This is a genomic window from Streptomyces sp. NPDC090022 (genome assembly GCF_044748145.1).
Lineage (GTDB): Bacteria > Actinomycetota > Actinomycetes > Streptomycetales > Streptomycetaceae > Streptomyces.
This window is the reverse complement of sequence record NZ_JBIVFN010000003.1, coordinates 1-22082: the sequence shown is the minus strand read 5'-3', so window position 1 is coordinate 22082 and position 22082 is coordinate 1. Positions and strand designations below refer to the sequence as shown.

General features: G+C 72.2%; 24 protein-coding genes and 3 pseudogenes. 16 read left to right on the top strand and 11 right to left on the bottom strand.

The annotated features are described in order from the left end of the window. The first annotated feature begins 146 nt into the window (after positions 1 to 146). Positions 147 to 1853: a GAF domain-containing protein gene (locus tag ACIPXB_RS07790; RefSeq protein ID WP_401445900.1), complete on the top strand. Its 1707-nt coding sequence runs from the start codon at positions 147 to 149 to the stop codon at positions 1851 to 1853. 164 nt (positions 1854 to 2017) lie between these two features. Here the strand turns inward: ACIPXB_RS07790 and ACIPXB_RS07785 are convergent, their stop codons facing one another. After that, positions 2018 to 2344 (bottom strand): STAS domain-containing protein, encoded by a 327-nt coding sequence (locus ACIPXB_RS07785; protein WP_401445898.1) that lies wholly within the window; start codon positions 2342 to 2344, stop codon positions 2018 to 2020. Between the two features lie 264 nt (positions 2345 to 2608). On the opposite strand from ACIPXB_RS07785, the gene ACIPXB_RS07780 reads away from it, so the two are divergent. Then, positions 2609 to 3295: a response regulator gene (locus tag ACIPXB_RS07780; protein WP_401445896.1), complete on the top strand. Its 687-nt coding sequence runs from the start codon at positions 2609 to 2611 to the stop codon at positions 3293 to 3295. A gap of 96 nt (positions 3296 to 3391) precedes the next feature. Here the strand turns inward: ACIPXB_RS07780 and ACIPXB_RS07775 are convergent, their stop codons facing one another. Beyond that, positions 3392 to 4267: a universal stress protein gene (locus ACIPXB_RS07775; RefSeq protein WP_401445894.1), complete on the bottom strand. Its 876-nt coding sequence runs from the start codon at positions 4265 to 4267 to the stop codon at positions 3392 to 3394. 246 nt (positions 4268 to 4513) lie between these two features. On the opposite strand from ACIPXB_RS07775, the gene ACIPXB_RS07770 reads away from it, so the two are divergent. Further along, a complete protein-coding gene (locus tag ACIPXB_RS07770; RefSeq protein ID WP_401445892.1) occupies positions 4514 to 6883 on the top strand; it encodes a phosphoketolase in 2370 nt (789 codons plus the stop codon). 157 nt (positions 6884 to 7040) lie between these two features. Next, the gene (locus ACIPXB_RS07765; RefSeq protein ID WP_401445890.1) at positions 7041 to 7283 is read left to right on the top strand and encodes a helix-turn-helix domain-containing protein; all 243 of its coding nucleotides are present in this window, start codon (positions 7041 to 7043) and stop codon (positions 7281 to 7283) included. A 3-nt stretch (positions 7284 to 7286) separates the two neighbouring features. On the opposite strand, the gene ACIPXB_RS07760 is transcribed toward ACIPXB_RS07765, so the two are convergent. The 4 genes from ACIPXB_RS07760 to ACIPXB_RS07745 all read right to left on the bottom strand — a co-directional run bounded on the left by ACIPXB_RS07760 (position 7287) and on the right by ACIPXB_RS07745 (position 9711). Next, complete coding sequence (locus tag ACIPXB_RS07760; protein ID WP_401445888.1) at positions 7287 to 7904, bottom strand: TetR/AcrR family transcriptional regulator; 618 nt, start codon at positions 7902 to 7904, stop codon at positions 7287 to 7289. A 46-nt stretch (positions 7905 to 7950) separates the two neighbouring features. Further along, positions 7951 to 8193: a hypothetical protein gene (locus ACIPXB_RS07755; RefSeq protein ID WP_401445886.1), complete on the bottom strand. Its 243-nt coding sequence runs from the start codon at positions 8191 to 8193 to the stop codon at positions 7951 to 7953. 256 nt (positions 8194 to 8449) lie between these two features. Further along, entirely contained in the window at positions 8450 to 9289 is an 840-nt protein-coding gene (locus ACIPXB_RS07750) for an NAD(P)H-binding protein (RefSeq protein WP_401445884.1), read from the bottom strand. Beyond that, positions 9286 to 9711: a nuclear transport factor 2 family protein gene (locus ACIPXB_RS07745; protein WP_401445882.1), complete on the bottom strand. Its 426-nt coding sequence runs from the start codon at positions 9709 to 9711 to the stop codon at positions 9286 to 9288. The genes ACIPXB_RS07750 and ACIPXB_RS07745 overlap by 4 nt, the downstream gene beginning before the upstream one ends. A 646-nt stretch (positions 9712 to 10357) precedes the next feature. Between ACIPXB_RS07745 and ACIPXB_RS07740 the strand changes: the two genes are divergently transcribed. The 5 genes and pseudogenes from ACIPXB_RS07740 to ACIPXB_RS07720 all read left to right on the top strand — a co-directional run bounded on the left by ACIPXB_RS07740 (position 10358) and on the right by ACIPXB_RS07720 (position 12242). After that, the gene (locus tag ACIPXB_RS07740) at positions 10358 to 10525 is read left to right on the top strand and encodes a hypothetical protein (protein ID WP_401445880.1); all 168 of its coding nucleotides are present in this window, start codon (positions 10358 to 10360) and stop codon (positions 10523 to 10525) included. Between the two features lie 23 nt (positions 10526 to 10548). Next, the gene (locus ACIPXB_RS07735; protein ID WP_401445878.1) at positions 10549 to 11022 is read left to right on the top strand and encodes a GNAT family N-acetyltransferase; all 474 of its coding nucleotides are present in this window, start codon (positions 10549 to 10551) and stop codon (positions 11020 to 11022) included. Beyond that, positions 11019 to 11522, top strand: a complete 504-nt coding sequence (locus tag ACIPXB_RS07730) for an NUDIX domain-containing protein (protein WP_401445876.1) — start codon at positions 11019 to 11021, stop codon at positions 11520 to 11522. The genes ACIPXB_RS07735 and ACIPXB_RS07730 overlap by 4 nt, the downstream gene beginning before the upstream one ends. After that, a pseudogene (locus ACIPXB_RS07725) lies at positions 11519 to 11908 on the top strand (dipeptidase); the annotation flags it as partial. The gene ACIPXB_RS07730 and the pseudogene ACIPXB_RS07725, both read left to right, overlap by 4 nt. Before the next feature lie 115 nt (positions 11909 to 12023). Further along, positions 12024 to 12242: a hypothetical protein gene (locus tag ACIPXB_RS07720; RefSeq protein WP_401447188.1), complete on the top strand. Its 219-nt coding sequence runs from the start codon at positions 12024 to 12026 to the stop codon at positions 12240 to 12242. A gap of 143 nt (positions 12243 to 12385) precedes the next feature. Here the strand turns inward: ACIPXB_RS07720 and ACIPXB_RS07715 are convergent, their stop codons facing one another. After that, a complete protein-coding gene (locus ACIPXB_RS07715) occupies positions 12386 to 13747 on the bottom strand; it encodes a hypothetical protein (protein WP_401445873.1) in 1362 nt (453 codons plus the stop codon). 471 nt (positions 13748 to 14218) lie between these two features. Continuing rightward, positions 14219 to 15325, bottom strand: coding sequence for a hypothetical protein (locus ACIPXB_RS07710; protein ID WP_401445870.1), 1107 nt, complete (start codon positions 15323 to 15325; stop codon positions 14219 to 14221). A gap of 263 nt (positions 15326 to 15588) precedes the next feature. On the opposite strand from ACIPXB_RS07710, the gene ACIPXB_RS07705 reads away from it, so the two are divergent. After that, a complete protein-coding gene (locus tag ACIPXB_RS07705; protein ID WP_401445868.1) occupies positions 15589 to 15783 on the top strand; it encodes a hypothetical protein in 195 nt (64 codons plus the stop codon). Here ACIPXB_RS07705 and ACIPXB_RS07700 read toward each other — a convergent pair whose 3' ends face one another. Next, a complete protein-coding gene (locus tag ACIPXB_RS07700; RefSeq protein ID WP_401445865.1) occupies positions 15784 to 16761 on the bottom strand; it encodes a GlxA family transcriptional regulator in 978 nt (325 codons plus the stop codon). Positions 16762 to 16832: 71 nt separating this feature from the next. Here ACIPXB_RS07700 and ACIPXB_RS07695 point away from each other — a divergent pair, with 71 nt between their 5' ends. The 3 genes and pseudogenes from ACIPXB_RS07695 to ACIPXB_RS07685 form a co-directional block, all read left to right on the top strand. Beyond that, the gene (locus ACIPXB_RS07695; RefSeq protein ID WP_401445862.1) at positions 16833 to 17465 is read left to right on the top strand and encodes an HD domain-containing protein; all 633 of its coding nucleotides are present in this window, start codon (positions 16833 to 16835) and stop codon (positions 17463 to 17465) included. Positions 17466 to 17513: 48 nt separating this feature from the next. Continuing rightward, positions 17514 to 17831: pseudogene (locus ACIPXB_RS07690) on the top strand (winged helix-turn-helix domain-containing protein); the annotation flags it as partial. A 19-nt stretch (positions 17832 to 17850) separates the two neighbouring features. Then, positions 17851 to 17991: pseudogene (locus ACIPXB_RS07685) on the top strand (hypothetical protein); the annotation flags it as partial. Here the strand turns inward: ACIPXB_RS07685 and ACIPXB_RS07680 are convergent. After that, positions 17925 to 18308, bottom strand: coding sequence for a hypothetical protein (locus ACIPXB_RS07680; protein ID WP_401447185.1), 384 nt, complete (start codon positions 18306 to 18308; stop codon positions 17925 to 17927). The pseudogene ACIPXB_RS07685 and the gene ACIPXB_RS07680 overlap by 67 nt on opposite strands. A gap of 689 nt (positions 18309 to 18997) precedes the next feature. Here ACIPXB_RS07680 and ACIPXB_RS07675 point away from each other — a divergent pair. The 3 genes from ACIPXB_RS07675 to ACIPXB_RS07665 are packed head-to-tail and all read left to right on the top strand — an operon-like array spanning position 18998 to position 20968. Beyond that, positions 18998 to 19651 carry a HemK2/MTQ2 family protein methyltransferase gene (locus ACIPXB_RS07675; protein ID WP_401447133.1) on the top strand — a complete coding sequence of 218 codons (654 nt, stop codon included), beginning with the start codon at positions 18998 to 19000 and terminating at the stop codon, positions 19649 to 19651. Then, positions 19635 to 19934 carry a CDGSH iron-sulfur domain-containing protein gene (locus tag ACIPXB_RS07670; protein WP_401445860.1) on the top strand — a complete coding sequence of 100 codons (300 nt, stop codon included), beginning with the start codon at positions 19635 to 19637 and terminating at the stop codon, positions 19932 to 19934. Before ACIPXB_RS07675 ends, ACIPXB_RS07670 begins: the two co-directional genes overlap by 17 nt. Further along, positions 19931 to 20968: an iron-containing redox enzyme family protein gene (locus ACIPXB_RS07665; protein WP_401445858.1), complete on the top strand. Its 1038-nt coding sequence runs from the start codon at positions 19931 to 19933 to the stop codon at positions 20966 to 20968. The genes ACIPXB_RS07670 and ACIPXB_RS07665 overlap by 4 nt, the downstream gene beginning before the upstream one ends. A gap of 14 nt (positions 20969 to 20982) precedes the next feature. On the opposite strand, the gene ACIPXB_RS07660 is transcribed toward ACIPXB_RS07665, so the two are convergent. Then, positions 20983 to 21855, bottom strand: coding sequence for a potassium channel family protein (locus tag ACIPXB_RS07660; protein WP_401445855.1), 873 nt, complete (start codon positions 21853 to 21855; stop codon positions 20983 to 20985). Positions 21856 to 22082 lie beyond the last annotated feature (227 nt).

Sequence of the window (22082 nt, the reverse complement as noted above, 5' to 3'; positions counted from 1 at the left end):
CAAGTCAGTCACGGCGGGCATCCGCACGCAACGATGCCCTTCGGGCGTCGGCGTGTCGATACGCTGGCCGCAGGCCGGACGGGCGGGCCGGGCGATCGGAGGGGAAACGCGTGGTTGTGGGGGATCCCGTGACGCGGGTGCCGCGCATGCGACTCGACGAGCTGCTGGATGAGCTCCAAGTGCGCATCGACGAGGTGCGGGGCACCCGCGACAGAGTGCACAGCCTGCTGGAGGCCGTCGTGTCGGTGGGGCGGGAGCTGGATCTCGCCCAGGTGCTCCGGCGGATCGTGGAGGCGGCCGCGCTGCTCGTGGACGCCGAGTACGGGGCGCTGGGGGTGATCGGTCCCGACGGGCGCAGGCTCGCGCAGTTCCTGACCGTGGGGCTCACCGATGAGGAGATCGCGGCGATCGGTCCGCTGCCGGCCGGCCACGGGCTGCTCGGTGAGGTCATCCACCACCCGGAGCCGCTGCGCCTGACCGATCTCGGGGCGCACTCCTCCTCCCACGGCTTTCCGGCTCACCACCCGCCCATGCGTACCTTCCTGGGCGTGCCGATCCGGGTCCGTGACGAGGTGTTCGGGAACCTCTACCTGACGGACAAGCGGGGCGGGGTCGACTTCGACACCGAGGACGAGACCGTGATCTCCACCCTCTCCGTGGCGGCGGGTGTGGCGATCGACAACGCACGGCTCTACGAGGGGGCGCAGCGCCAGCAGCTGTGGCTCCGGGCCACTGCGGAGATCACCGAGAGTCTGCTCTCCGGCAGTCCGCGTCCGGCGGTGCTGGAACTCATCGCCCGCCGCGCCCAGGAGATCACGGCAGCACGGTTCGCGCACATCGCCGTGCCGGTGGACGGTGGCGACGGCCTGGTCGTGGAGTTCGCGGCCGATGGGGCCGGCGAGGCCGGTACGGAGGCAGTCGGCTGGCAGGGCTTGGTCGTCCCTTGCGACGGCACGCTCGTGGGAGCCGCGCACCGGGCGGGCGAGCCCGTGACGGCGTTGCGGGCCTGGGACGACGGGTGCTACCCGGCCGAGGCTCCGGTTCGGGGGCGGGACGAGCTCGGACCTGCCGTGGCGGTCCCGCTGGGTACGGGGGGCGGGCAGGGCCGAGGCGTTCTGCTGCTCTCGCGTTCGGCCGGCGATCCGGCCTTCGGCGAAGGTGAGCTGGAGCCGCTCGTCGCCTTCGCGGGTCAGGCGGCGATCGCTATGGAGCTGGCGGAGCGACGTCGGGACGCGGAACAGATAGCACTGCTCGAGGAACGCGACCGGATCGCCCGTGACCTGCACGATCTGGCCATCCAGCGGCTCTTCGCCACCGGCATGACCCTCCAGAGTGCCGCCCGGCTCGTGGCGCACGAGGGCGCTGCCGAGCGGGTCGGGCGGGCGGTCGACGACCTGGACGAGACCATCAAGATCATCCGGTCGACCATCTTCGGACTCCGGAACAAGGACCGCGAGAGCGGGCCCGGCCTGCGTGCCCGCGCCGCCCGTGCCGTCGGCGATGCGGCCGCCTCTCTCGGCCATCCGCCCCGCCTGAGCATGGAGGGGCTCCTCGACACCGACGTACCTCCGCGGACCGCCGACCACGCGGTCGCCGCGCTGGGTGAGCTCCTCAGCAACGCGGCCCGCCACGCCCGGGCGTCCCGGGTCGACGTGAGCCTGAGGGTCGGGCAGGGCGAGATCGTACTGACCGTGACGGACAACGGCACGGGCATTCCGGCGCAGGGACGCAGGAGCGGTCTGCGCAACCTGGAGGAGCGCGCACAGGACGTGGGTGGAACCTTCACCGTCGAAACCCCCGAAGGGGGCGGCAGCAGGCTCGTATGGCGGGCGCCGCTCGCCGGCGACCGCTGAGGAGGAAGGCCGGGACTCGGCGGGGGGTCGCGGGGCCGGCCGGCGACGGTGCGGCAGTCGGCCGGAAGCCCGTGACGTGGTCTCCCTCCCCCTCGGCCCACCATGGGAGCAGGGCCGGCCGCACTGCCCGCTCATCCGGCTCTCGCGGCGCGGCGGCACCGCGATCACGAGGCGACGAGCACCAGGTCACGGTCGGCGCCGAGCACCCGCATGGACTTCGCCACCAGGGGAGGCACGTCGCAGAGGAGCAGCCGGGTCCCCGCGAGCCTGCAGCGACGGCTCAGACGGATGAGGAGGTCGATGCCCGCGCTGTCGCAGAACGAGAGGCCACGCAGGTCCAGGACCAGGGTGCGGCAGTCGGATTCCGCGAGTTCCTGCAGGCGCGGCTCCACCTGCCCAGCCGTGTGGAAGTCGAGCTCCCCGGCCAGCGCGATCATCAGGTCGCGGTCGTCGCCCGCCAGGGTCCTCAGGTCGATCGGGGTTGTCGTCATGGCGTCCTCCGCGCTGCCTGCGGCTCCGTCGGGCCGCGCCGTTCCCCGTGCACCACAAGTCCATCCCTCCCGCGCACGCACCAGAAGGCCCGGCAGGTCCCTCCGACAGGGCCGAAGGTCCCTCTGCGGGCGCGCGGCCCGGACCCGGACCCCGGAGCACCAGGCGGATGAGGGCCGCGATCGGCCCTGTCCCTCCGCCCTGTCCTACGGGCACGATGCCGGTGTCCGTGCGTCCAGGGCGGACCCAGCCGAAGAAGCTGCGTCATGACCGGCAGTGGTGTCCCCTCCCCCGCGGCGGAGCCCATCAGCGTCTTCCTGCTCGACGATCACGAAGTCGTACGCCGAGGAGTGCACGACCTGCTGGATGCCGAGCCCGACCTGACCGTCGTCGGTGAGGCCGGCACGGTGGAACAGTCGCTGGTCCGCATCCCGGCGCTGCGCCCCCGGGTCGCGATCCTGGACGTACGGCTCCAGGACGGCGACGGGGTGAGCGTGTGCCGGGAGCTGCGCTCGCGGATGACGGAGCTGGCCTGCCTGATGCTCACGTCGTTCGACGACGAGGAGGCGTTGCTGGACGCCGTGATGGCGGGGGCGTCGGGCTACGTCCTGAAGCAGATCACGGGCACCGACCTGGTGAGCGCCGTACGGACGGTGGCTTCGGGACAGTCGATGCTCGACCCGGGCGCCACCACGCGGCTGATGGCCCGGATGCGCGGCGACGTGCCCGGGCAGGACCAGGCACCGGGGCTTCCCGGTTTCTCCGACCGGGAGAAGGAGGTCCTTCTGCTGGTCAGCGAGGGGCTCACCAACCGGGAGATCGGCAAGCGGCTGTACCTCGCGGAGAAGACCGTCAAGAACATCATCTCGCGGCTCTTCGTCAAACTCGGGGTGGAGCGGCGCGTTCAGGCCGCGGTGATCGCGAGTCACGCCCTGACGCCGCCCGGCCGGTAGGCCCGGCGGCTGCCTTCCGGCGGCCGCCCCCGCGGGTTCGGTCCGGGCAGGCCGCACGTCGCGCCTGCCCGGCCGTTTCACCTGCCGGGCGGCGGCTCAGTGGTGCGGCACGACGGCGACCGGACAGGCTGCGTGGTGAAGGGCGGCATGGGCGACCGATCCGATGCGCGTGCCCAGCGCCGATTCACGGACCCGCCGACCGACGACGAGCAACTGGGCGTCCGACGCGGCGGACAGCAGCACGTGGCCCGCGCTCCCCTGCTCGACGTGAGCGATGACCTCCACCTCGGGGTGCCGCAGTCGCCACGGCTCCAGCGCCTGCTCCAGAGCCTCCTTCTCGAACGGCTCGAACCCACCGAACTGATCGGCGATCCACGCCGAGCCGAGACTGTAGCCATAGACCAGCGGAAGGTCCCAGGCCCGGACCGCCCGGAGCGGGACCCGGCGTACGGCGGCCGCCTCGAAGGCAAAGCGCAGGACGTCGGCGGAGTCGTCCACGCCGCCCTGCTGGCCCACGACCACCTCCCCCTCATCGGGCCCGGTCACCGGCTTGCCGTGCCGGGCGCGGACGGAGACGACGGGGCAGTCGGCGGATGCGATCAGCTGCTGTCCGTAGGAGCCGAGCAGGAAGCCGGCGAGGGCGCCGTGCCCGCGGCTGCCGAGGACCAGCATCTCCGCGCCCTTGGCGGCGCGCAGCAGGGCCGGCACGGGGACGTCCGGGACCAGCTCGGTGGTGAGCGAGAGCTTCGGGTGCCGGCGGACCAGCTCGGTCTCCGTCTCCTCCAGGATCTGCCGGGCCCGGCGGGCCTCGCCATCCGGGTCCTGGACCACGGGGACGGCGAGCGGCTGCCACAACCACGCGTGGGCCACATGGACGTGCATGTCGCGGCGCACGGCTTCCCGGGCAGCCCAGTCGGCCGCCGCCCTGCTCTCGGGGGAACCGTCCACTCCGACGACGAGGGTGCGCTTCACAGGTCTGTCCTCCGTACTGATGCACGAGGCATCGGGTCGGCCGGCAACGGTGGGCGGCGGCGCCCGACGGGGGAGGAACGGGCGCCACCGGGATTCACCTTCGCCGGGCCGGGCAAGGGCGCAGAAGGGCCGACAGTCCCTCGTCGAGGGCCGGTGTGCCCCTGCCGGCCCGGTGCCGGCTTCGTGCAGGGTGTCGGCATCGGCCCATTCGACGAACCTCCCGGACCCTCACCCGCAGGAGCGGACATGACCGCGTTGACCGCGTACGCGATCTCGGAGCTGGACGCCCACTGGCGCGCCGCCAACTACCTGGCGGTCGGCCAGATCTACCTCATGGACAATCCCCTGCTGGCCGAACCGCTGCGGCCGGAGCACATCAAGCCCCGGCTGCTGGGTCACTGGGGCACCTCGCCCGGCCTCAATCTGGTGCACACCCACCTCAACCGCGTCATCAAGGAGCGCTCCTGGGAGGCCCTGTGCGTGTGGGGTCCCGGACACGGTGGACCCGCCGTCCTGGCCAACTCCTGGCTGGAAGGGACGTACACCGAGACCTATCCGGACGTGACGCGCGACGCCGAGGGCATGGCCAGGCTGTTCCGGCAGTTCTCCTTCCCCGGGGGAGTGCCGAGTCACGTGGCGCCCGAGACACCCGGCTCCATCCACGAGGGGGGCGAGCTCGGGTACGCCCTCGCCCATGCCTACGGGGCCGCCTTCGACCACCCCGGCCTGCTGGTCGCCTGCGTCATCGGCGACGGCGAGGCCGAGACGGGCCCGCTGGCCGCGTCCTGGCACTCGAACAAGTTCCTCGACCCGGTCCACGACGGCGCGGTCCTGCCGATCCTGCACCTCAACGGCTACAAGATCGCCAACCCGACCGTGCTGTCCCGGCTTCCCGAGGCCGAGCTCGACGCCCTGCTGCGCGGCTACGGCCACGACCCGCTGTACGTCACCGGCAGCGAACCCGCCCAGGTCCACCAGGCCATGGCCCGCGCGATGGACCACGCCCTCGACCGCATCGTCCTCATCCAGCGGGAAGCGAGGACGGCGGGCGGCGATCCGGGTCGGGAGTACCCACGCTGGCCGATGATCGTGCTGCGTACGCCCAAGGGGTGGACCGGGCCGGCGACCGTCGACGGCGAGCCGGTCGAGGGCACCTGGCGCGCCCACCAGGTACCCCTCGCCGGGGTACGGGAGAACCCGGCGCACCTGCGGCAGCTGGAGGAGTGGCTGCGCTCGTACCGGCCGGAGGAGCTGTTCGACGCCGACGGCGCCCCGACCGCGCAGGTCCTGGCCTGCCTCCCGCGGGGTGAGCGCCGGCTGGGCGCCGTCCCGTACGCCAACGGGGGCAGGCTGCTGCGACCGCTCCCGCTGCCCGCGCTGGACGCGCACGCCGTCCACGTCGACAAACCGGGGCGTACCCTCCACGAACCGACCCGCGTCCTGGGGCGCTTCCTCGCCCAGGTCATGCGCGACACGTCCGAGCGGCGGGACTTCCGGGTGGTCGGGCCGGACGAGACCGCGTCCAACCGCCTGGACGACCTGTACTCCGCCACCGGCAAGGCATGGCAGGGCATCACGGAGGCCACCGACCGGAACCTGTCACGCGACGGCCGGGTCATGGAGATCCTGTCCGAACACCTCTGCCAGGGCTGGTTGGAGGGCTACCTCCTCACCGGCCGCCATGGGCTGTTCTCCACCTACGAGGCCTTCGCCCACATCGTCGACTCCATGGTCGGCCAGCACATCAAATGGCTGAAGACCTCGCGCGAACTGGCCTGGCGCGAGCCCGTCGCCTCCCTCAACTACGTCCTCACCTCGCACGTCTGGCGGCAGGACAACAACGGCTTCTCCCACCAGGACCCCGGCTTCGTCGACCACGTCCTCAACAAGAGCCCCGAGGTCGTACGGGTCTACCTGCCGCCGGACGCCAACACCCTGCTCGCCGTGGCCGACCACGCCCTGCGCAGCCGCGACCAGGTCAACGTGATCGTCGCCGGGAAGCAGCCCTGCTTCGACTGGCTGCCGATCGACGAGGCCCGGGCGCACGTGACGCGCGGCGCCGGCGTCTGGGAGTGGGCGGGGACCGAAGCCGGCTCCGGCGGGCCGGACGTCGTACTGGCCTGCGCCGGGGACGTACCCACCATGGAGGTGCTGGCCGCCGCGGCCCTGCTCCGCGAGCACCTCCCGTCGCTGGCCGTCCGCGTCGTCAACGTCGTCGACATCGCCCGGCTGATGCCCCACGAGGAGCACCCGCACGGCATGACGGACGCCGAGTACGACGCCCTCTTCACCACGGACCGGCCGGTGATCTTCGCCTATCACGGCTATCCGTGGCTCGTCCACCGCCTCGCCTACCGCCGGGCCGGCCACGCCGAGTTGCACGTCCGCGGCTACAAGGAGTCCGGGACGACGACCACCCCGTTCGACATGGTGGTCCGCAACGACATCGACCGCTACCGGCTGGTCATGGACGTCATCGACCGCGTCCCCGGACTCGCCGGACGGGCCGAGGGCCTGCGCCGGACCATGGCGGACCAGCGCCTCCGCCACCACGACTGGATCCGCGAACACGGCGTCGACCTGCCGGAGGTCGCGGACTGGTCCTGGCCCTGCTGATCCCGCCCGCCTGCGGGCAGGGCCCGGGAACATGGGCCACTCGTTGACTCCTCCCCTCCCTGAAGGGAGGGGAGGAGTCAAATCCGACACTCCCGACGTACCTGCGGCCGATGAGCCGAGGAAACAGGTGACACGCGCGACCTACCATCACGGCGCCTTGCGGCAGACGCTGATCGACGGAGCCCGCCAGATCCTCGCCGAACGGGGGCACGAGCAGTTCAGCCTCAACGAGGTCGCCCGCCGGGCCGGCGTGAGCACCGCCGCGCCCTACCGCCACTTCAGCGGCAGGGACGAGCTGCTGGCAGGCAGCCCGGCGCCGCACCGGTCGGCCACGACTCCTTCGACGTACTCCTCCAGGCCGTCTCCGACGCCCAGGAGGCCGCCCTCATTCGGCTTGTAGTCGTCAGGCAACCCGTCCGGGTCGTCCGGGCTGTTCGGGTTGTTCGGGGCTGTTGCCGAGGACGTTGTCGAGATGGGCCGCGAGCGCGGAGCGCAGGCCTTCCGGCGTCATCTTCTGATCGTCGATCAGGTGGGCGACGAGGTCGGCGCGGACGGCGGCCAACAGGGCGTGGGCGGTGAAGTCGGGGGCCTGGACGCCGGGCACCGATTCCAGTTCCGTACGCAGGATGTCGTGCCACCAGCCGTAGTGCCCGGCCTGGTAGAGGCTGCCGAGTCCGGCGTCCTCGGCCGCCGCCATCAGGTTCCGATTCTCGATCTTGAAGCTGAGTGCGGCGCCGAGGAGATCCCGCACCCGCTGCCGCGGCGAGGATCCGGCGGCCGCCATCGCTTCCCGCACCTCGTGCTGGAGGGGTTCCATACGGGAGGCGATCACAGCGCCGATCAGGCCGGCCCGATCACCGAAGCGGCGGAAGAGCGTGCCCTTGCCCAGGCCCGCGGCTGCGGCGACGTCGTCCATGGACACGTTCTGGGGGCTGGTGCTGGCGGCGAACAGTGCGTCGGCGGCAGCCAGGACGGCCTCGCGGTTGCGCACGGCGTCGGCGCGCTCCGGGCGCTGGGTCACGGGTCCTCCTCTTGGTCTTCGGCCTGTCCTGGCCCCCTGACCGGGTTCATGCTGCCCGACGGTCGACCTGGCGTGGGCGGGGGCTCATCGTGTCGTCGAGCCAGTCGAAGATACGCGCTGCCGCGAGCCGGACGGCGCCCGGGTGGCAGTGGGCGTCGGCGCCTGCTTCCTCGGTGAAGGTCAGGAGCGTTCTGGGCGCGGGCAGGTGGCGGTAGAGCTTGCCTGGATCGGGTTCCTCCTCCTTGGTGGCGGAGTAGTACAGGCCGTCGGCCGCCTCGCACACCAGCACGGGGCAGGTGATGTGCCCGGCGCTGCCGTCCCTGAAGCTGTACCGGGCGTGCTCCGCAAGGAATTCCCGGTCAGTGGAGGTGGAGGTGGAGGTGGCGACGACGGCCGCCAGGCGACGCTCGTGGGCGGCCGCGCGAGGGGCGACCGGGAGGCGGTCGCGACGACCTCGCCGACATCCGAGCCGCCGTAGGCGGCGAGGCCGAGGTTGCGCAGGGTCTCGAACCAGAACGCCGGATCCTCCTGGAACATCAACGCCTTCACGGGATTTCGCGTTCGACGAAGGCGCGGAGCGTGCCCGGGGGGCGGCCGGTGAGGCGTTCGACGGTGTCCGTGGTCCGGTCCTCGGCGCCGTCCGCGATCGTACGGTCCATGCCGGCCAGCATGGTGGCGAATTCGAGGGGGATCTCGGCCGCCCAGCGGTCGCGGAGCTGCTCGAAGGTCAGGTGCTGGTGCTCCACGGGCCGGCCGGTGACCTCGCTGATGACCGCGGCGACGTCGCCGTAGCTCAGCGCCTGCGGCCCGGTCAGGATCAGATCGGTGTCGGGGGCCTGCTCGTCGGTCAGGGCGCGCACGGCGACGGCGGCGATGTCCTCGGCGTCGATGAACCCGACGCGGCCCTGGCCCGTGGCCGTGCGGATCGCGCCGTCCTCGCGGATGCTGCGGGCGTGGGGCGTCTGGCCGGCGAAGTTCTGCATGAACCAGGAGGGCCGCAGCACCGCCCACTCCTCGAACATGCCGGGCAGCTCCTCGTGGACCTGTCCCACCGCCGGGCCGCCGGCGGGGATGGCGGAGGAGCTGAGCAGCACCGCCCGGCGCATACCCGCCGCGCGGGCCTTGCGCAGGAAGGGCAGCATGACGGCGGCCGGGTCGGAGGAGCCGATGGGCGGGACGAGGTAGGCGCGGCCGACGCCCGCCAGGGCCTCGTCCCAGGTCGCGGGCTCGTTCCAGTCGAATCGGACGGCCTGGGCGCCGTCCACCGGGGTGGCGTTGCGGCCGGCGGCCTTGACGTGGCGGCCCTCGGCGACGAGTCCTGCGGTGACGCGGCGGCCGGTGGTCCCGGTGGCCCCGATGACGAGGGTGGTGTCGAGGTCGGTCATCGGTTCGCCCCCGCGAAGTCGGCGCCGGGCTGCTGGACGGCGAGGGGGTTCCAATAGTCGCGGTAGGAGGTGATGAGCCCGTCCTCGACCGTGACGACGGCGATGTACGTCATGTCGTACGGCGTGTCGGTTTCCACCAGACGGCCTACGCCGCGCATCTCCACCACGATCGTCTCGGGGGCGGTGGTCTGGTGGATCGTCACGTCGGGGAAGTCGTGGACGTCGACGTGGTCGGGGTAGTGGCTCATGTACGCGCCGACCGCGGCCTTGCCCTCCAGCCGGGCGGGCCAGCCCTCGGGCGCGAACGGGAACTCCAGGACACCGTCCTCGTCCCACAGGTCCACCCAGCCGGGGATGTCCTTCTCGACCAGCAGCCGCAGGCCGTGGCGGTACAGCTCTGCGGGTGACGTGGGGATGCTCATGATCAAGGTTTCCGATCTGCTCGAAGGCACGGCGACCCCGGCCCGTCGGATGACGGCCTGCCGTCACGAGAAGCTCGCCGCGTCCAGTGGTGGCGATCGCGCGTGACGGGCCCGGAGCAAAAGCGGACTACCGGTCCGCTTGCATTGAGCATACGGACTGCTAGTCCGCTTCGCAAGGGTGGGCGGCATCGGCCAGGGCCCGTACGGCATCGGGGCGCCGGCATGCGCGACATCGCCCGGGCCGCGTATCCCGCCAACACCCTCCCCGATACGCCCGCCGACGCCCATGCCCCGCGACAGAGCTGACGCCCGCAATCCCCCGCCAGGGAGACAGGACCCTGTTCGAGCGAGTTTCAACACGGCCACGCCAGGCACGCCAAGCCCGACACGGCGGATTGGAACATTCGTTCACCATCCGCCCCCGATTCGACCGTGACCGGCCCGATCGGGAGCCGTTCCTAGAGCACCAGTACCAGCCGTGCGCCCATCCGGAGGACCGCGTGAATCCGCCGCCGAACCAGACCGCACCCCTCGCCGCATTCGAACGTTCCCAGTCCGGCCCCCGCCGCTGCCTGGCCGCCGGGCGCCGTGTTGACGGCCGTCCCTCGTGTGGCCGCGGCGCGCGACCGGATACCGGGAGGGCCGCGTGAGCAAGGATTCGACGGCGGGATCCGGCACCGCGGGGGTGTCGGATTCCGAGCGGCTCCTCTTCGGCGGCGAGCTCGCCTACGCCATCGGCTGGGAGCGGCACGAGGGCGCCGCAGTGCCCTGGCTGCCCCAGGTCCCCGACACCTGCAGCCACCCCGACCGCTGACCGCTGAAACGAAAGGAAGTTCCGTGCCCGAACCCCGCCCGGCCACCCCCGCGGATGCCGCGGAGATCGCCCGCCTGCGGTCGGAGAACATCCTCGGTGAACCCCTCGACGCAGCCTGGCTGGCCACCTGCGCCGACCAGCTCGCCTTACGTCTCCAGGACGGCGGCGACGCCCGCGCGTACGTCGTCGACGCGCCCGACGGCGGGCTCGCGACCTGTGCCCTCGGACTGGTCCACGCCGTCCTGCCGGCCCCGCGATACCCCAAGGGGCCGGCCGTGCGGATCCACGCGGTGGCCACCGACCCCGCCCACCGGCGGCGCGGCCACGCCCGGGCCGCGCTCGCGGCCCTCCTCGACCACCTGGAGCGCGACGGAGTCACCCTCTACGAGCTGTACGCCAGCGCCGGGTCCGCGCCGCTGTACGAGGGGCTCGGCTTCGCGGCCGACCCCGCGCTCATGCGCATGACCCGCTTCCCCGCCGAAGGGGGCACCTCGTGAGCAGGAAGTGGCTTCCGCCCGAGGAGTTCGCCGCACTGCTGCCGAAGGCAGCGGTGTTCGGAGCGGTGTTCTTCACCGACGAGGACGACCGGCCCGTCCAGCTGCGCGCCACGTACTCCAGCACCCACCCCTGGCAGTGGCCCGGCGGCACCGCCGAGGCGGGCGAGCGGCCCTGGGAGACCGCCGTACGCGAGTGCCGGGAGGAGACCGGACTCCACGTGGCGGGGCCGCCGAGGCTCCTGGCCACGGTGTTCGGGCTGCCGGGCAAGGACTGGCCGCTCGCCTCCGTCGGGTGCGTCTTCGACGGCGGCCGGCTCTCCGCCGGGCAGCTCGCGGGGATCGTGCTGGACCCGGACGAGCACGACCAGGTCCGCGCCCTGACCGTGCCCGAGTGGCAGGAGCTGATGCCGGGACGGGACCACGCACGGCTCGAGGCGGTGATGGCCGCCCGCCACACCGGGATCCCGGCGTACTTCGACACCTGGGACTGGGAGGCCTGATGCGCGTCGTCCTGATGTCCGTCCCTCGGGTCGCCGCGATCCCCGTCGCCGACAACGCCCAGCCCCTCGCCGACATCCGCGCCGGCGGCCGACTCCGCCTCGACGACCGCCGCTCCGATCCCGCGCACGCCTTCGCCCACCTCCGCTCCGGTGTCCTCGACCGGCTGCTGGACGCGCAGTCGCCGCTGCCCGAGGGCCTGCGCCTGCTGGTCGTCGAGGGGTTCCGGCCGCCCGCGCCGCAGCAGCGGCACTTCCAGGAGTACGCGGCCCAGCTGCGCGCCGCCCATCCGGGCTGGTCCGCGGAGGAGCTGGGGGCTCAGGCGAGCCGGTACGTGTCCCCGCCGGAGATCGCCCCGCACAGCGCCGGTGCCGCCGTCGACCTGACCCGCCGGCACCGGATACCGGGTCATCACCCTGCGCAGGGCCCTGGCCCGCCTGCCCGACCGCACCCGCACGGTCTCCGGACCCGCTGCCCTGCTCGACGAGGACGGCACGCTGTGTGTGATCACCCCGCACGCCGACCGGCACCCGCGGGAGCTGCGCGGGATCTGTCTGGACGACGCCGAGATCGACCTCCTCGCCGACGGCTGGCAGCACGCCGGGCGCATCGAGGCCGGCGACTCCACCGTCCTGCTGCTGTGCGGGCCCAGGACCACCCCGGTCACCTACAGCGAAAAGCAGGCTCCGAAGGCGGCCGCGGCCGTCCGGCTCCGCGGGTAGGTGGTCCGGGACCTCACGGACGCCGGTGGTTTTCTGATCCGGCTCCGGACTTGGCGGGAGGAGTACGGCCGCCGGCCCTCTTCGGGATCGGCGGCCGGTGTGCTTCTCCCGTTCGGGGGCGACCCTGAACGGGAGATCGCCAACTACACCTTGACGCTCTTGAAGAAGTTGCTGAACCGTTCGATGCTGATCTTGCCCGCGCTCTTCGCCGCGTTGCCGACCACGTCCCACGAACCGACGGTCTGACCGAAATTGGCGGTGAGCGCCGTGCCGGCGGCCGCGTCCTTCGCGGACTGGCCCACGGCGCCGGTGGCCCAGTCCACGACGGTGGGCACCTGGGTCGACAGGGTGACCGCCCCCTGCAGCACCTTCCCGGGGATCTTGCTCTGAACAGCGGTGCCCGTGACTGCCTCGGCGCCCTTCCTGCCGAGGTAGTCGAAGACGCCCGCGGCATCGGACGAACCCTTGCCGGCGCTGCCGATGCCGATGGCCCCGAGGAACGCCCGCCCGCCGTCGCTGACGATCACGTTGGCGACCTTGTTCATGCGCGCGGCGGCCCACGCGCCCTTGGCGCCCTTGGCCACGGCACCGATGGCCGGGATGGCAGCCAGCGCGTCCGCTCCCAGACCGACGATCGTGGCGGCGTCCCAGTCACCCACGATGGAGGCGGCCGCCGCGTGCGCTCCCAGCGAACCGACAGCGCTGACGATGGCGATGGGAGCCATGATCGGGGTGAGCACCGGGATGAGGGCCAGGACACCGGCGGCGGCGCTGACCAGCCCGAGGATGTCCCCCACGAAGCCCCAGAAACCCGCGGCCTTCGCCTTCGCCTCGGCCTCGGCCCTGGCGCGCTCGGCGGCCCATTCCGCGGTCTTCTGATACAGCCACTGCTCTTCCTTGCCCCGGGTGTCGATGATCCTCGCCAACTCCCGGTCCACGAAGAAGCATTGCAGCTGGTACTCCGCCTGCACGGCCAGGACCATGTCCACCAGGTCGTAGAGCCGGCCGTCGGGGATGCGCTCCTTGGGATAGCCCTGGTCCTTCAGGCGCCACAGATCCATGTCGAAGCCCGACCCCTTGAAGGACGCGTCCTCGGGCCTCCTGTTGCCTTGTTCGTCCCAGGGGCTGGAGGTGAACGAATGGCTGCGCCGGCCGAGCTCGCGGGCGATTTCGGGGTCGTGGAAGTCCACGATGCTGCGCACGGTGTGGATGCGCCGGAAGGGAGGCGCCAGATAGGTGCCTACGGTGGGGTCGGCCTCGGGATCGACGTACACCTCGTTGCCGGCCCCGTCGGTCCATTTGTGTATGTTGGTGAACTTCTCGGCCACCGTCGCCATGAGGGGCATGGCCTTCAGGCAGTCGGCGATCGCACCGGCCACCAGCAGTTCGCCCTGCTCCAGCACCTCCGACTTGCCCGTGCGGCCGAAGGGGTCCGTCGGGTATCCGTCGGGTCCTGCGCCGGAGGCGTGGGCGTGGGCGTCGGCTTCGGGGCCTTCTGCTTCCACTTGGCCACCACCGCCTTGGCCAAACGGTCACGGACGTCCTTCGTGAGCCAGGCGGCCGACCCCACCATGGAATCGACCGCCCGAAGAGCGGCGGCCCGGTTCAGGGAGTCGATGAAGGCCTCCGCCCGCTCACGGTTCTTGGGGGAGGAGCCCACGTAGGCGCGGTACTGTTCGTCCAGCCACTTCAGAGCGGCGACGATGCGCTTCTCCTGGTAGATGAAGGAGCGCAGGAGCTGGGCGATGCGGTACCGATCCGCGGCGTGCAGGGAGTTGGGGTCCCAGCCCCACATCTGCAAGGCGTCGCCCTCGTTCACGAGGAACCGGTTGAGTTCCTTGTGCGCGGCCTGCACGACCAGGTCGTGCACGGAGGCGTTGTAGCCGAGGTGCGCCAGCTGGGTGTCGGCTTCGCTCTCGGGTGTGTACAGCGGGTCCGTCATGAGGAGATCCTTTGGTCCGTGGCGGCGGGCGACATCAGGTGAAGGCGATGGTGCTGCAGACACCGGCCAGGATCTCGACGCAGTGGTCCCAGTCGGCCAGGTTCTCGGTGGCGATGGAGAAGTCCGCCATCGCCAGCCGTCCCGGGATCGGCACGAAGACGTGCAACTGGCGTACCAGGGTGGGCTGGTCGTCGTTCACGAGGAGATTGGCCGGTTTCTCGACCTTGCTGTCCTGTGTCAACAGCACCACGGGCCCGAAGGGCAGCCTGGAGACGCCGACCTCGGCCTCGGGGTTGATCGCACCCAGGGTGCGCGCCAGGCGCTCGACCGTGTGCTCGTTGGACAGCTCACTGGGGCGGGCGACGACCGTGAGGATCACCGAGCTCAGGTGCTGCTTGTCCGGAGGGGCGTTCTCCGGTGTCTTCGCCAGCAGGACGCCTGCATAGACGGCGCCGGCCGCGGTCAGCATCTCGTACATCGTCTGCTGCGCCAGGACGGCGTGGGCGATCTGATCCTGCGGCGGCGGGGGCTCGAGCATGCCGAGCCGTGCGAGCAGCAGGTTGGTGTTCTCCTCCGCGGAGGCGGCCAGGTCGAGGGACTGGAACTCCTGGGGGACGGAGAACTTCAGCGGCAGCTCGACCCTGCCCCCGGCCTCCGCCGAGGGCACCCGTTCCAGCTTCCACAACCGGTATGCGTGGGTGTCGTCATGGTCGTCGAAGATCTCCGCCCCGGCACCCGGTGAGTCGCTGTGGCCCACGATGTTGAGCCAGCGACCTCCTTCCGCGCACTTCAGCTTCCAGGCGTCACCGTCCGCGGTGGTCTCCTTGACCAGCTCCCACATGTAGCTCGCGGCGTGTTCGTGCTCGTAGATGAACTCTTCCACCCCGGTGCTGGCGTTGCCTCGGTGCCCCCAGGTGTGCAAGTACGCCTGCTTCCGCTGCATGTTGCGCAGCATGAAGCGGCCCTGGGCGTTGCCCTGCCGCAGCTCCCACAGCTGTGATGTGCGCTCCTCCCCCTGCCGCAGGGGCTGCATCTCGACGGTTCCGTGATCCGCGCGGTCCGGGGTCGGCTTACCGGTCAGATACAAACCGCTCGCCGCGTTCTTGATCAGGTACTGACTGCCTTCGATCAGGTCGCTCACACATGCTCCTCATGGTCTTGGGCCGTCCGACTCCTTCTCAGAACCTGGGGGCGGGTAAACGGAGTGGTTCTGCGCCGGGGAGCGTTCCGGCCACCGGAACCCCGACCGGCGGCACGGCCGCCCGGCCTCCTGCCTCCCCGACGGAAACGCCGTCGAGAAGGGCGACTGCCGCATGGTCGTCAGCAGGCCCGGCTGTGACGGCACCGACGGCAGCGCCGTTGGAGGTGGCACGGCACAAGGGAGGTCCGACGAGCGGTGATCCTGTGGCTCAACGGCCTCTTCGGCAGCGGGAAGCGCACCCGGGCGACCGGCACCGCGGGCCGCTCGCCGAGATCGGCGGCAAGGGAGCCTTCACCCGCAACGACGACCGGCAGCTCCTCGCCGCTCTCGCCGCTCTCGCCACTCTCGGCGCGGCCATTCTCGTTCGGGTGACGGTGGTCGTGTCCTTGCCGCTGTGATCAACGGCCAGGCGTCGGTTCGCCGTGTCCGGGGGCCTGGAATGTTGACCGGTAGTCGGCGGGGGACGTGCCGACGTGGCGGTGGAAGGCGGCGCGGAAGGCGGCTGGGCTGCCGAGGCCGCTGAGGCGGGCGACCTGTTCGACGGGGCTGGTGGTCGTTTCGAGGAGTTCGCGGGCCCAGTCGATGCGGGCCGCGGCCAGCCAGGCCATCGGCGTGGTGTGCGTCTCCTGCCGGAAGCGTCGGATGAAGGTACGCCGGGACAGGTGTGCGCGGTCCGCCAGCTCGTCGAGGGTCTGCGGCTGGGCGAGGTGGTCGAGCATCCAGGTGCGGATCGCCGCGAGATCCTCACCGTGACTGGCCGGCCGGAACCGTTCGATGAACTGGGCCTGGCCGCCCGCGCGTTGCGGCGGGGCGACGAGTTCCCGGGCGCGGGCGTTGGCCGCCGCGGCCCCGTAGTCGCGCCGGACGACGTGCAGGCACAGGTCGACGCCGGCGGTCACGCCCGCGGAGGTGAGGACGTCGCCGTCGTCGACGTAGAGCTCGTTCGGCCGGACGTCGATCTTCGGGTACATGCGCTGGAGGGCAGCGGTCCGCTGCCAGTGGGTCGTTGCGGGGCGGCCGTCCAGCAGCCCGGCGGCCGCCAGGGCGAAGGCCCCCGTACAGATCGACATGAGCCGTGCTCCGCGGGCGTGCGCGGAGCGGAGCGCCGACAGTACAGCGCCGGGCAGTGGCGCGTCCGGGGCCCGGTAGCCGGGGACGACGATGGTGTCGGCGTCCCGCAGCGCTTCCAACCCGGCGGACGCGGTGACGGTGAACCCGTCGCTGCGGACCGGGCCGGCTGACGGATCGGCGCAGACGACGACCTCGTAATGCGGGTCCGACCCGAAGGCCTGCACCGGAATACCGAAGTCGAGCGGGAGGACCCCCGGGAGCGCCAGCGCCGCGATCCGGTGCCTTCCCGAGTCGGAGAGCCACATGGCACTATCCTAGCGGTACATGGCCCGCGTGCCACTGTCGAGGTGGGGAGGCCCGTTCGTAGCCTGCGGCCATGGACTTCTCCCTCGAACTGCCTTCCGGCCCTCTGGCCGATGCCGTCCTCGCCACCGTACGCGCCTCCGAGGTGCCGTCCCTGGCCCATCACAGCGTGCGCAGCTTCCTCTTCGCCGAGCTCCTCGCCGCCCACGAAGGGTGCCTGGAGGATGCCGCCTATGACCGTGACCTGCTCTTCGCCGCGACCGTGCTCCACGACCTGGGCGTCGGCAGCCTCGCCCCGGGTGAGGCCCGCTTCGAGGTGGAGGGTGCGGACCTGGCCGCGGACCTGCTGCGGCGGCATCAGGTACCCGAGCCGGACATCGACCGGGTCTGGGAGGCGATCGCCCTGCACACCTCCCCCGGTATCGCCGAGCGCCGCGGCCTGCTGAGCTACCTCACCCGTGAGGGAATCGGCATCGACTTCGGGCGCCGCGCGGAGATCGTCGCCGGGTGGGAGAAGGAGATCCACGCGGCCTATCCCCGTCTGGCCATGGCCCGCTCGCTCGTCGACGCGATCGTGGAGCGAGCCGCCCGTTCGGACGCCGCGGCCCCCCGCTACTCCCTCGGCGGCGAACTGCTGCGTGAGCGCCGGACCGACGGCGTGACCAGCCTGGAACGCGCCGCCACCGCCTCCCCCTGGGGCGAGTAGCGCACCTGTTCGCCGGATGGCGGGGAGTGTGCCGTGGTGGTGACCTTGATGGAGGATCGCGAGTGGAGGCCGCGTGGGGTCGACCACCGGGTCCGCTCCCGGCGCGATCGCGCAGTCGGCCGGGTCGAGGTCGACGGTCGCGCGGTGGATGCCGGTGGCCGGCTCGCCCGGATGGTTCTGGTCCAACTGCTGCTCGCCCGTGGGGCGGTGGTGCACACCGAGCGGATCGTCGAGCGGTTGTGGCCGGCGCGCGCCCCGTCGAGCGCACAGGCTTCGCTCCACGCGTACGTCGCCCGTCTGCGACGCGTCCTCGAACCGGGCCGGCCGCCCCGTACGCCGGCGCGGCTGCTGGTCAGCGCACCCTACGGCTACGCACTCGCTCGCCGTGGAGCAGGACGCCGTGGACGCCTGGGTGTTCGAGGAGCGGGTGGCGGCCTGCTCGGTGGCGGAGCTGCCCGCTCAAGCCGTCGCCGAGCGCCTGGCCGAGGCGCTCGCCGACTGGGGCGGACAGCCGTACGCGGAGTTCTCGGACGAGCCGTGGACCGCCGGTGAACGTGCCCGCCTGGAGGAGGTGCGCCGCACCGCGCGGTGCTGCTCGCGGTGCGGGAGCAGCACGAGCCGTACGACGAGGCCCTCGTCGCGCTCGCGCTGCTCGCCGCCGGCCGCCCCGACGAGGCCCGCGAGATGTTCCGGCCGGCGCGTGCCGCTCCGGCGCGACGTCGCGTACCCCGTCCTGGCCGGGCTGCGCGGTATGGCCACCGTCGCCCTGCGCGACACGGCGGCGGCCGCCGAGGTGTACGAGGAGCTGCTGCCCCTGGAGGAGTTGGCGGGCGGCGCGAGCACGCTCAGCCTCGTCCTCCGGCCCGTCGCGCAGCCCCTCGGTGACCTGGCCCGGTCCCGGGCCGCCCCGCACCGGCCCGGCGCCACTACCTCCAGGCCGAGCAGGTGGCGGCCGCGTGGGACGCCGCGCACTGGGCGGGCCCCGCGCGGACCGCCCTGGCGGGGCTGGGGCCGGCGCCCGACACCGCGTAACGGGACCCCTCAGCTTCCCGACGGCTGCTGTGCTGCCGGCCCGGCCAGTTCGGCCAGGAACCGCGCCACGAGGTCGAGGAACTGCTCGGTCATCATCGTGTACCCGATGCGTACCGGCATGACTGCGCGTCCTTCCGTAGCTCGCTCGTGTGCCCCTCCCTCCACTGAGCGGCGCCTGCCCGGCCCGCCACGCTTCACGCCTCACAGCGGAAGGGCACGCCCTGTGGTGGATCGTCCTCCTCCTCGAACGGCGCGGCGGCGGCCCCCTCACCGCCGGGCCCGGAGGGGACGTGCGAAGCGCGGGATCGCGGGTAGGCGCAGCGCATGCCCGCCACGGAGCCCCTCCGTCCGAGCAGGGCCCCGCCGCCCGGGCCCGGCGCGCGTCCTGGCGGACGCCCGACGACGCCGCCACCGGGACCGACCCCCGGCAGCGCCCGTGATCCTTCTCGAGCGACCAGGAGCAGCCCGTGCCCAGTACAGCCCTGACGTACACCGATCCGATGCCGCGCCTCATCGCCCTTCCGGGCGTGTACCGGCCCCAGGCCGACACCCTGCTGCTCGCCGGCGCGCTCGCCCGTGAACCCCTGCGCCCCGGTGCCGAAGTCATCGAGATCGGTACGGGCACCGGCGCGCTCGCCCTGCGCGCGGCGGCCAGGGGCGCCGAGGTCACGGCCGTCGACATCGCGTGGCCCGCCGTCCTGGCCGCCCGGCTGAACGGCCGGCGCCAGCGCCTGAGGCTGCGCATCCTCCACGGCGACTTCGCCACCCGGACCCAGGGGCGGCGCTTCGATCTCGTCCTGGCCAACCCGCCGTACGTCCCGTGCCCCGACCCCCGGCTGCCGACCCGGGGGAACCGGCGCGCCTGGGACGCGGGCAGGGACGGCCGGGCCGTCATCGACCGGATCTGCGCGGCCGCCCCCGCCCTGCTGCGGCCCCGGGGTGTGCTCCTGATGGTCCACTCGGGGATGTGCGGGGCGCAGGAGACACTTCGGCTCCTGTCCCGGCACGGAATGTCCGCGCAGGTCGCCGAACGGGCCTCGGTGCCCTGGGGGCCCGTGCTGCGCTCACGCAGGCACTGGCTCCAGGAGCAGGGCCTGGCCGAGGACGGCGACGACCGTGAGGAGCTGGTGATCGTCCGTGCCCAGCACCTCTGAAGGCACCCCTCGACCCGGCCGGATCCCGCAGGGGCCCGGCGCGCCGGCCCCTCGCGCCCGGCGGGTGGCAGTGGACCGCTCCGGGCCCCCGGGCCCCTGTGGGCCGGTCCTGGTCGAGGGCCCGGTCGAGATGGTCCTGGACGACGGGACGACCGTCCGGTCGGACCGGTTCATGGTCGCCGTGTGCACCTGCCGCCGGAGCCGGACGTACCCCTGGTGCGACACCAGCCACCGACCCCGCGAGCGCGCGACCCCGGCAGCCGAGGACGGGAACGAACCATGACCGCACCCGACCACACCGCCGACCCGCCCCCCGCGCCGGCGGCCGCTCCTGTGCTGGTCGAGGGGCGCGGGCCACTGTCCCGCGCCGTCGTGGACGCCCTGCGCGGCGGCCGGCCTCCCGCCCACAGCACCGCGGCGGTCCTGAGGGCCGATCCGTGGGGCGAGGACCTCCAGCTCGCCCTCTACCTGCTCTACGAACTGCACTACCGCGGCTTCAGGGGCGTGGACGAGGCCCTGGAATGGGATCCGGACCTGCTGCGGCTGCGCCGCGCCCTGGAGGACCGTTTCGGCCACGCGCTCCGGACGGCCACCGCGGGTTCCCCCGAGACCGTGGCGGAGGCGTTCGGTCCCCTCCTCGTCGAACCCGTGGACCTGAGCGGCAGCCTCAGCCACTTCCTGGAGACCGAGGGCGAACTGTGGCAGCTGCGCGAGTACGCGGCCCTGCGCTCCCTCTATCACCTGAAGGAGGCCGACCCCCACGCCTGGGTGATCCCGAGACTCCACGGCCGGGCCAAAGCGGCCATGGTCGCCATCGAGTACGACGAGTTCGGCGGCGGACACGCCGAGCGGATCCACGCCCGCCTCTTCGCCGACCTGATGGGCGACCTCGGCCTCGACACCGCGTACGGCCACTACCTGGAACAGGCCCCGGCTCCCCTGCTCGCCACCGTCAACCTGATGTCCTTCCTGGGTCTCCACCGGGCCCTGCGCGGGGCGCTCGTCGGACACTTCGCGTGCGTCGAGGTGACGTCGTCGCCCGGCTCGCGGAGGCTCGCCAGGGCCATGCGCAGATGCGGCGCGGGCCCGGCGGCGGAGCACTTCTACGCCGAGCACGTGGAGGCCGACGCCGTCCACGAGCAGGTCGTACGTCACGACGTCATCGGCGGCCTCCTGGCCGACGAGCCGGACCTGGAGGCGGACGTCGCGTTCGGCTGCGCCGCGACCGTGCTCCTGGAGGACCGCCTGGCCGCCCACCTCCGGCGTGGGTGGAGCCGGGGGCGATCGGTCCTGCGCACGCCGCTGGGCCGGCCCTAGCGGGCGACCGGGGGTCAGGCGGGCCCCGCGGGGCCGTGGTCACGTGAGAAGGCGTGGAAGACCTGGCGCGCTCCTGCCCCGGTGTGCAGGAAGCGGTTGTCGAGGATGCCGGCCAGGTCGTCCAGGGCAACCCGCAGCACGCCCGCCGACAAGCGCACGTCGGGGTGGCGTGCGACCGAGGCCCGGTCCGCCAGATCGATGGCGCCCGCGATCTGGCAGGCGAGCGAGATGTGATCGTCTCCGTCATGGAAGTAGTACGACTCGGCGTACTGCAGGTAGTCCACGGAGATCACGGACACGGCGGTGGCGAGGCCGTCGAGCATCGCGGCGCCCGCGTCGGTGTCGACCTGCTCCGTCGTGGGATGGGTGCGGCTCAGGTGCGAGATCCGCAGGGCGAGTGAGCGCCGCCGCGCCAGGGCGGGAAAGATCCCGAGGGTCCACGCCACGGTCGCGGTCAGCAGCACGAAGCCGACGAGGGACTCCAGCGGGGCGACGATCCGCAACCACGCTGCGCCGGGCGCGATGTCGCCGAGGCCCAGGGTGGAGATGTGGACCATGGACACGTAGAGCGCGTCGGGGAAGGTGGCGTGTTCGGCGGGCAGCAGACCGGCCGTGTAGGTAAAGGCCTGCGGCATGTGCGGCCAGTAGACGAGGGCCCAGCCCACGACCGCCGTCAGCGACCACATGGCGACCACCACCGCCATCGCGAGAGGGCCGGCGAGGCCGGCACCCCGTTGGCGTCCGAGCAGCTTCGAACCACGCCATACGGCGGTCATCACGAACCGGCTCAGACCACCGTGGCGCGTCGGGTGCCACAAGGTGTGGAACACGTCCCGCAGCACGATCAGCACCAGGGCGGCGCCCGTCGCGGTCGCCGGCCAGACCATCCGCTTCCCCTCTCGGCAGGGACGACCGGTGAGGCGCCTCTCGCGTTCGCTCAGAAGAACCTCAGATCCGGATAACGATCCCATCACCGAACCTGGGCAAACAAGACAATCGATCAGTCCGAGTGACGTGCATCACTAAAGGCTGCGTAAAGAACGTGCTAGGAATACGCAACTCCGCTCCGGCCCACCCCTCGCCGGAGGCACGGAACGGCGGCCGTCACCAGGCC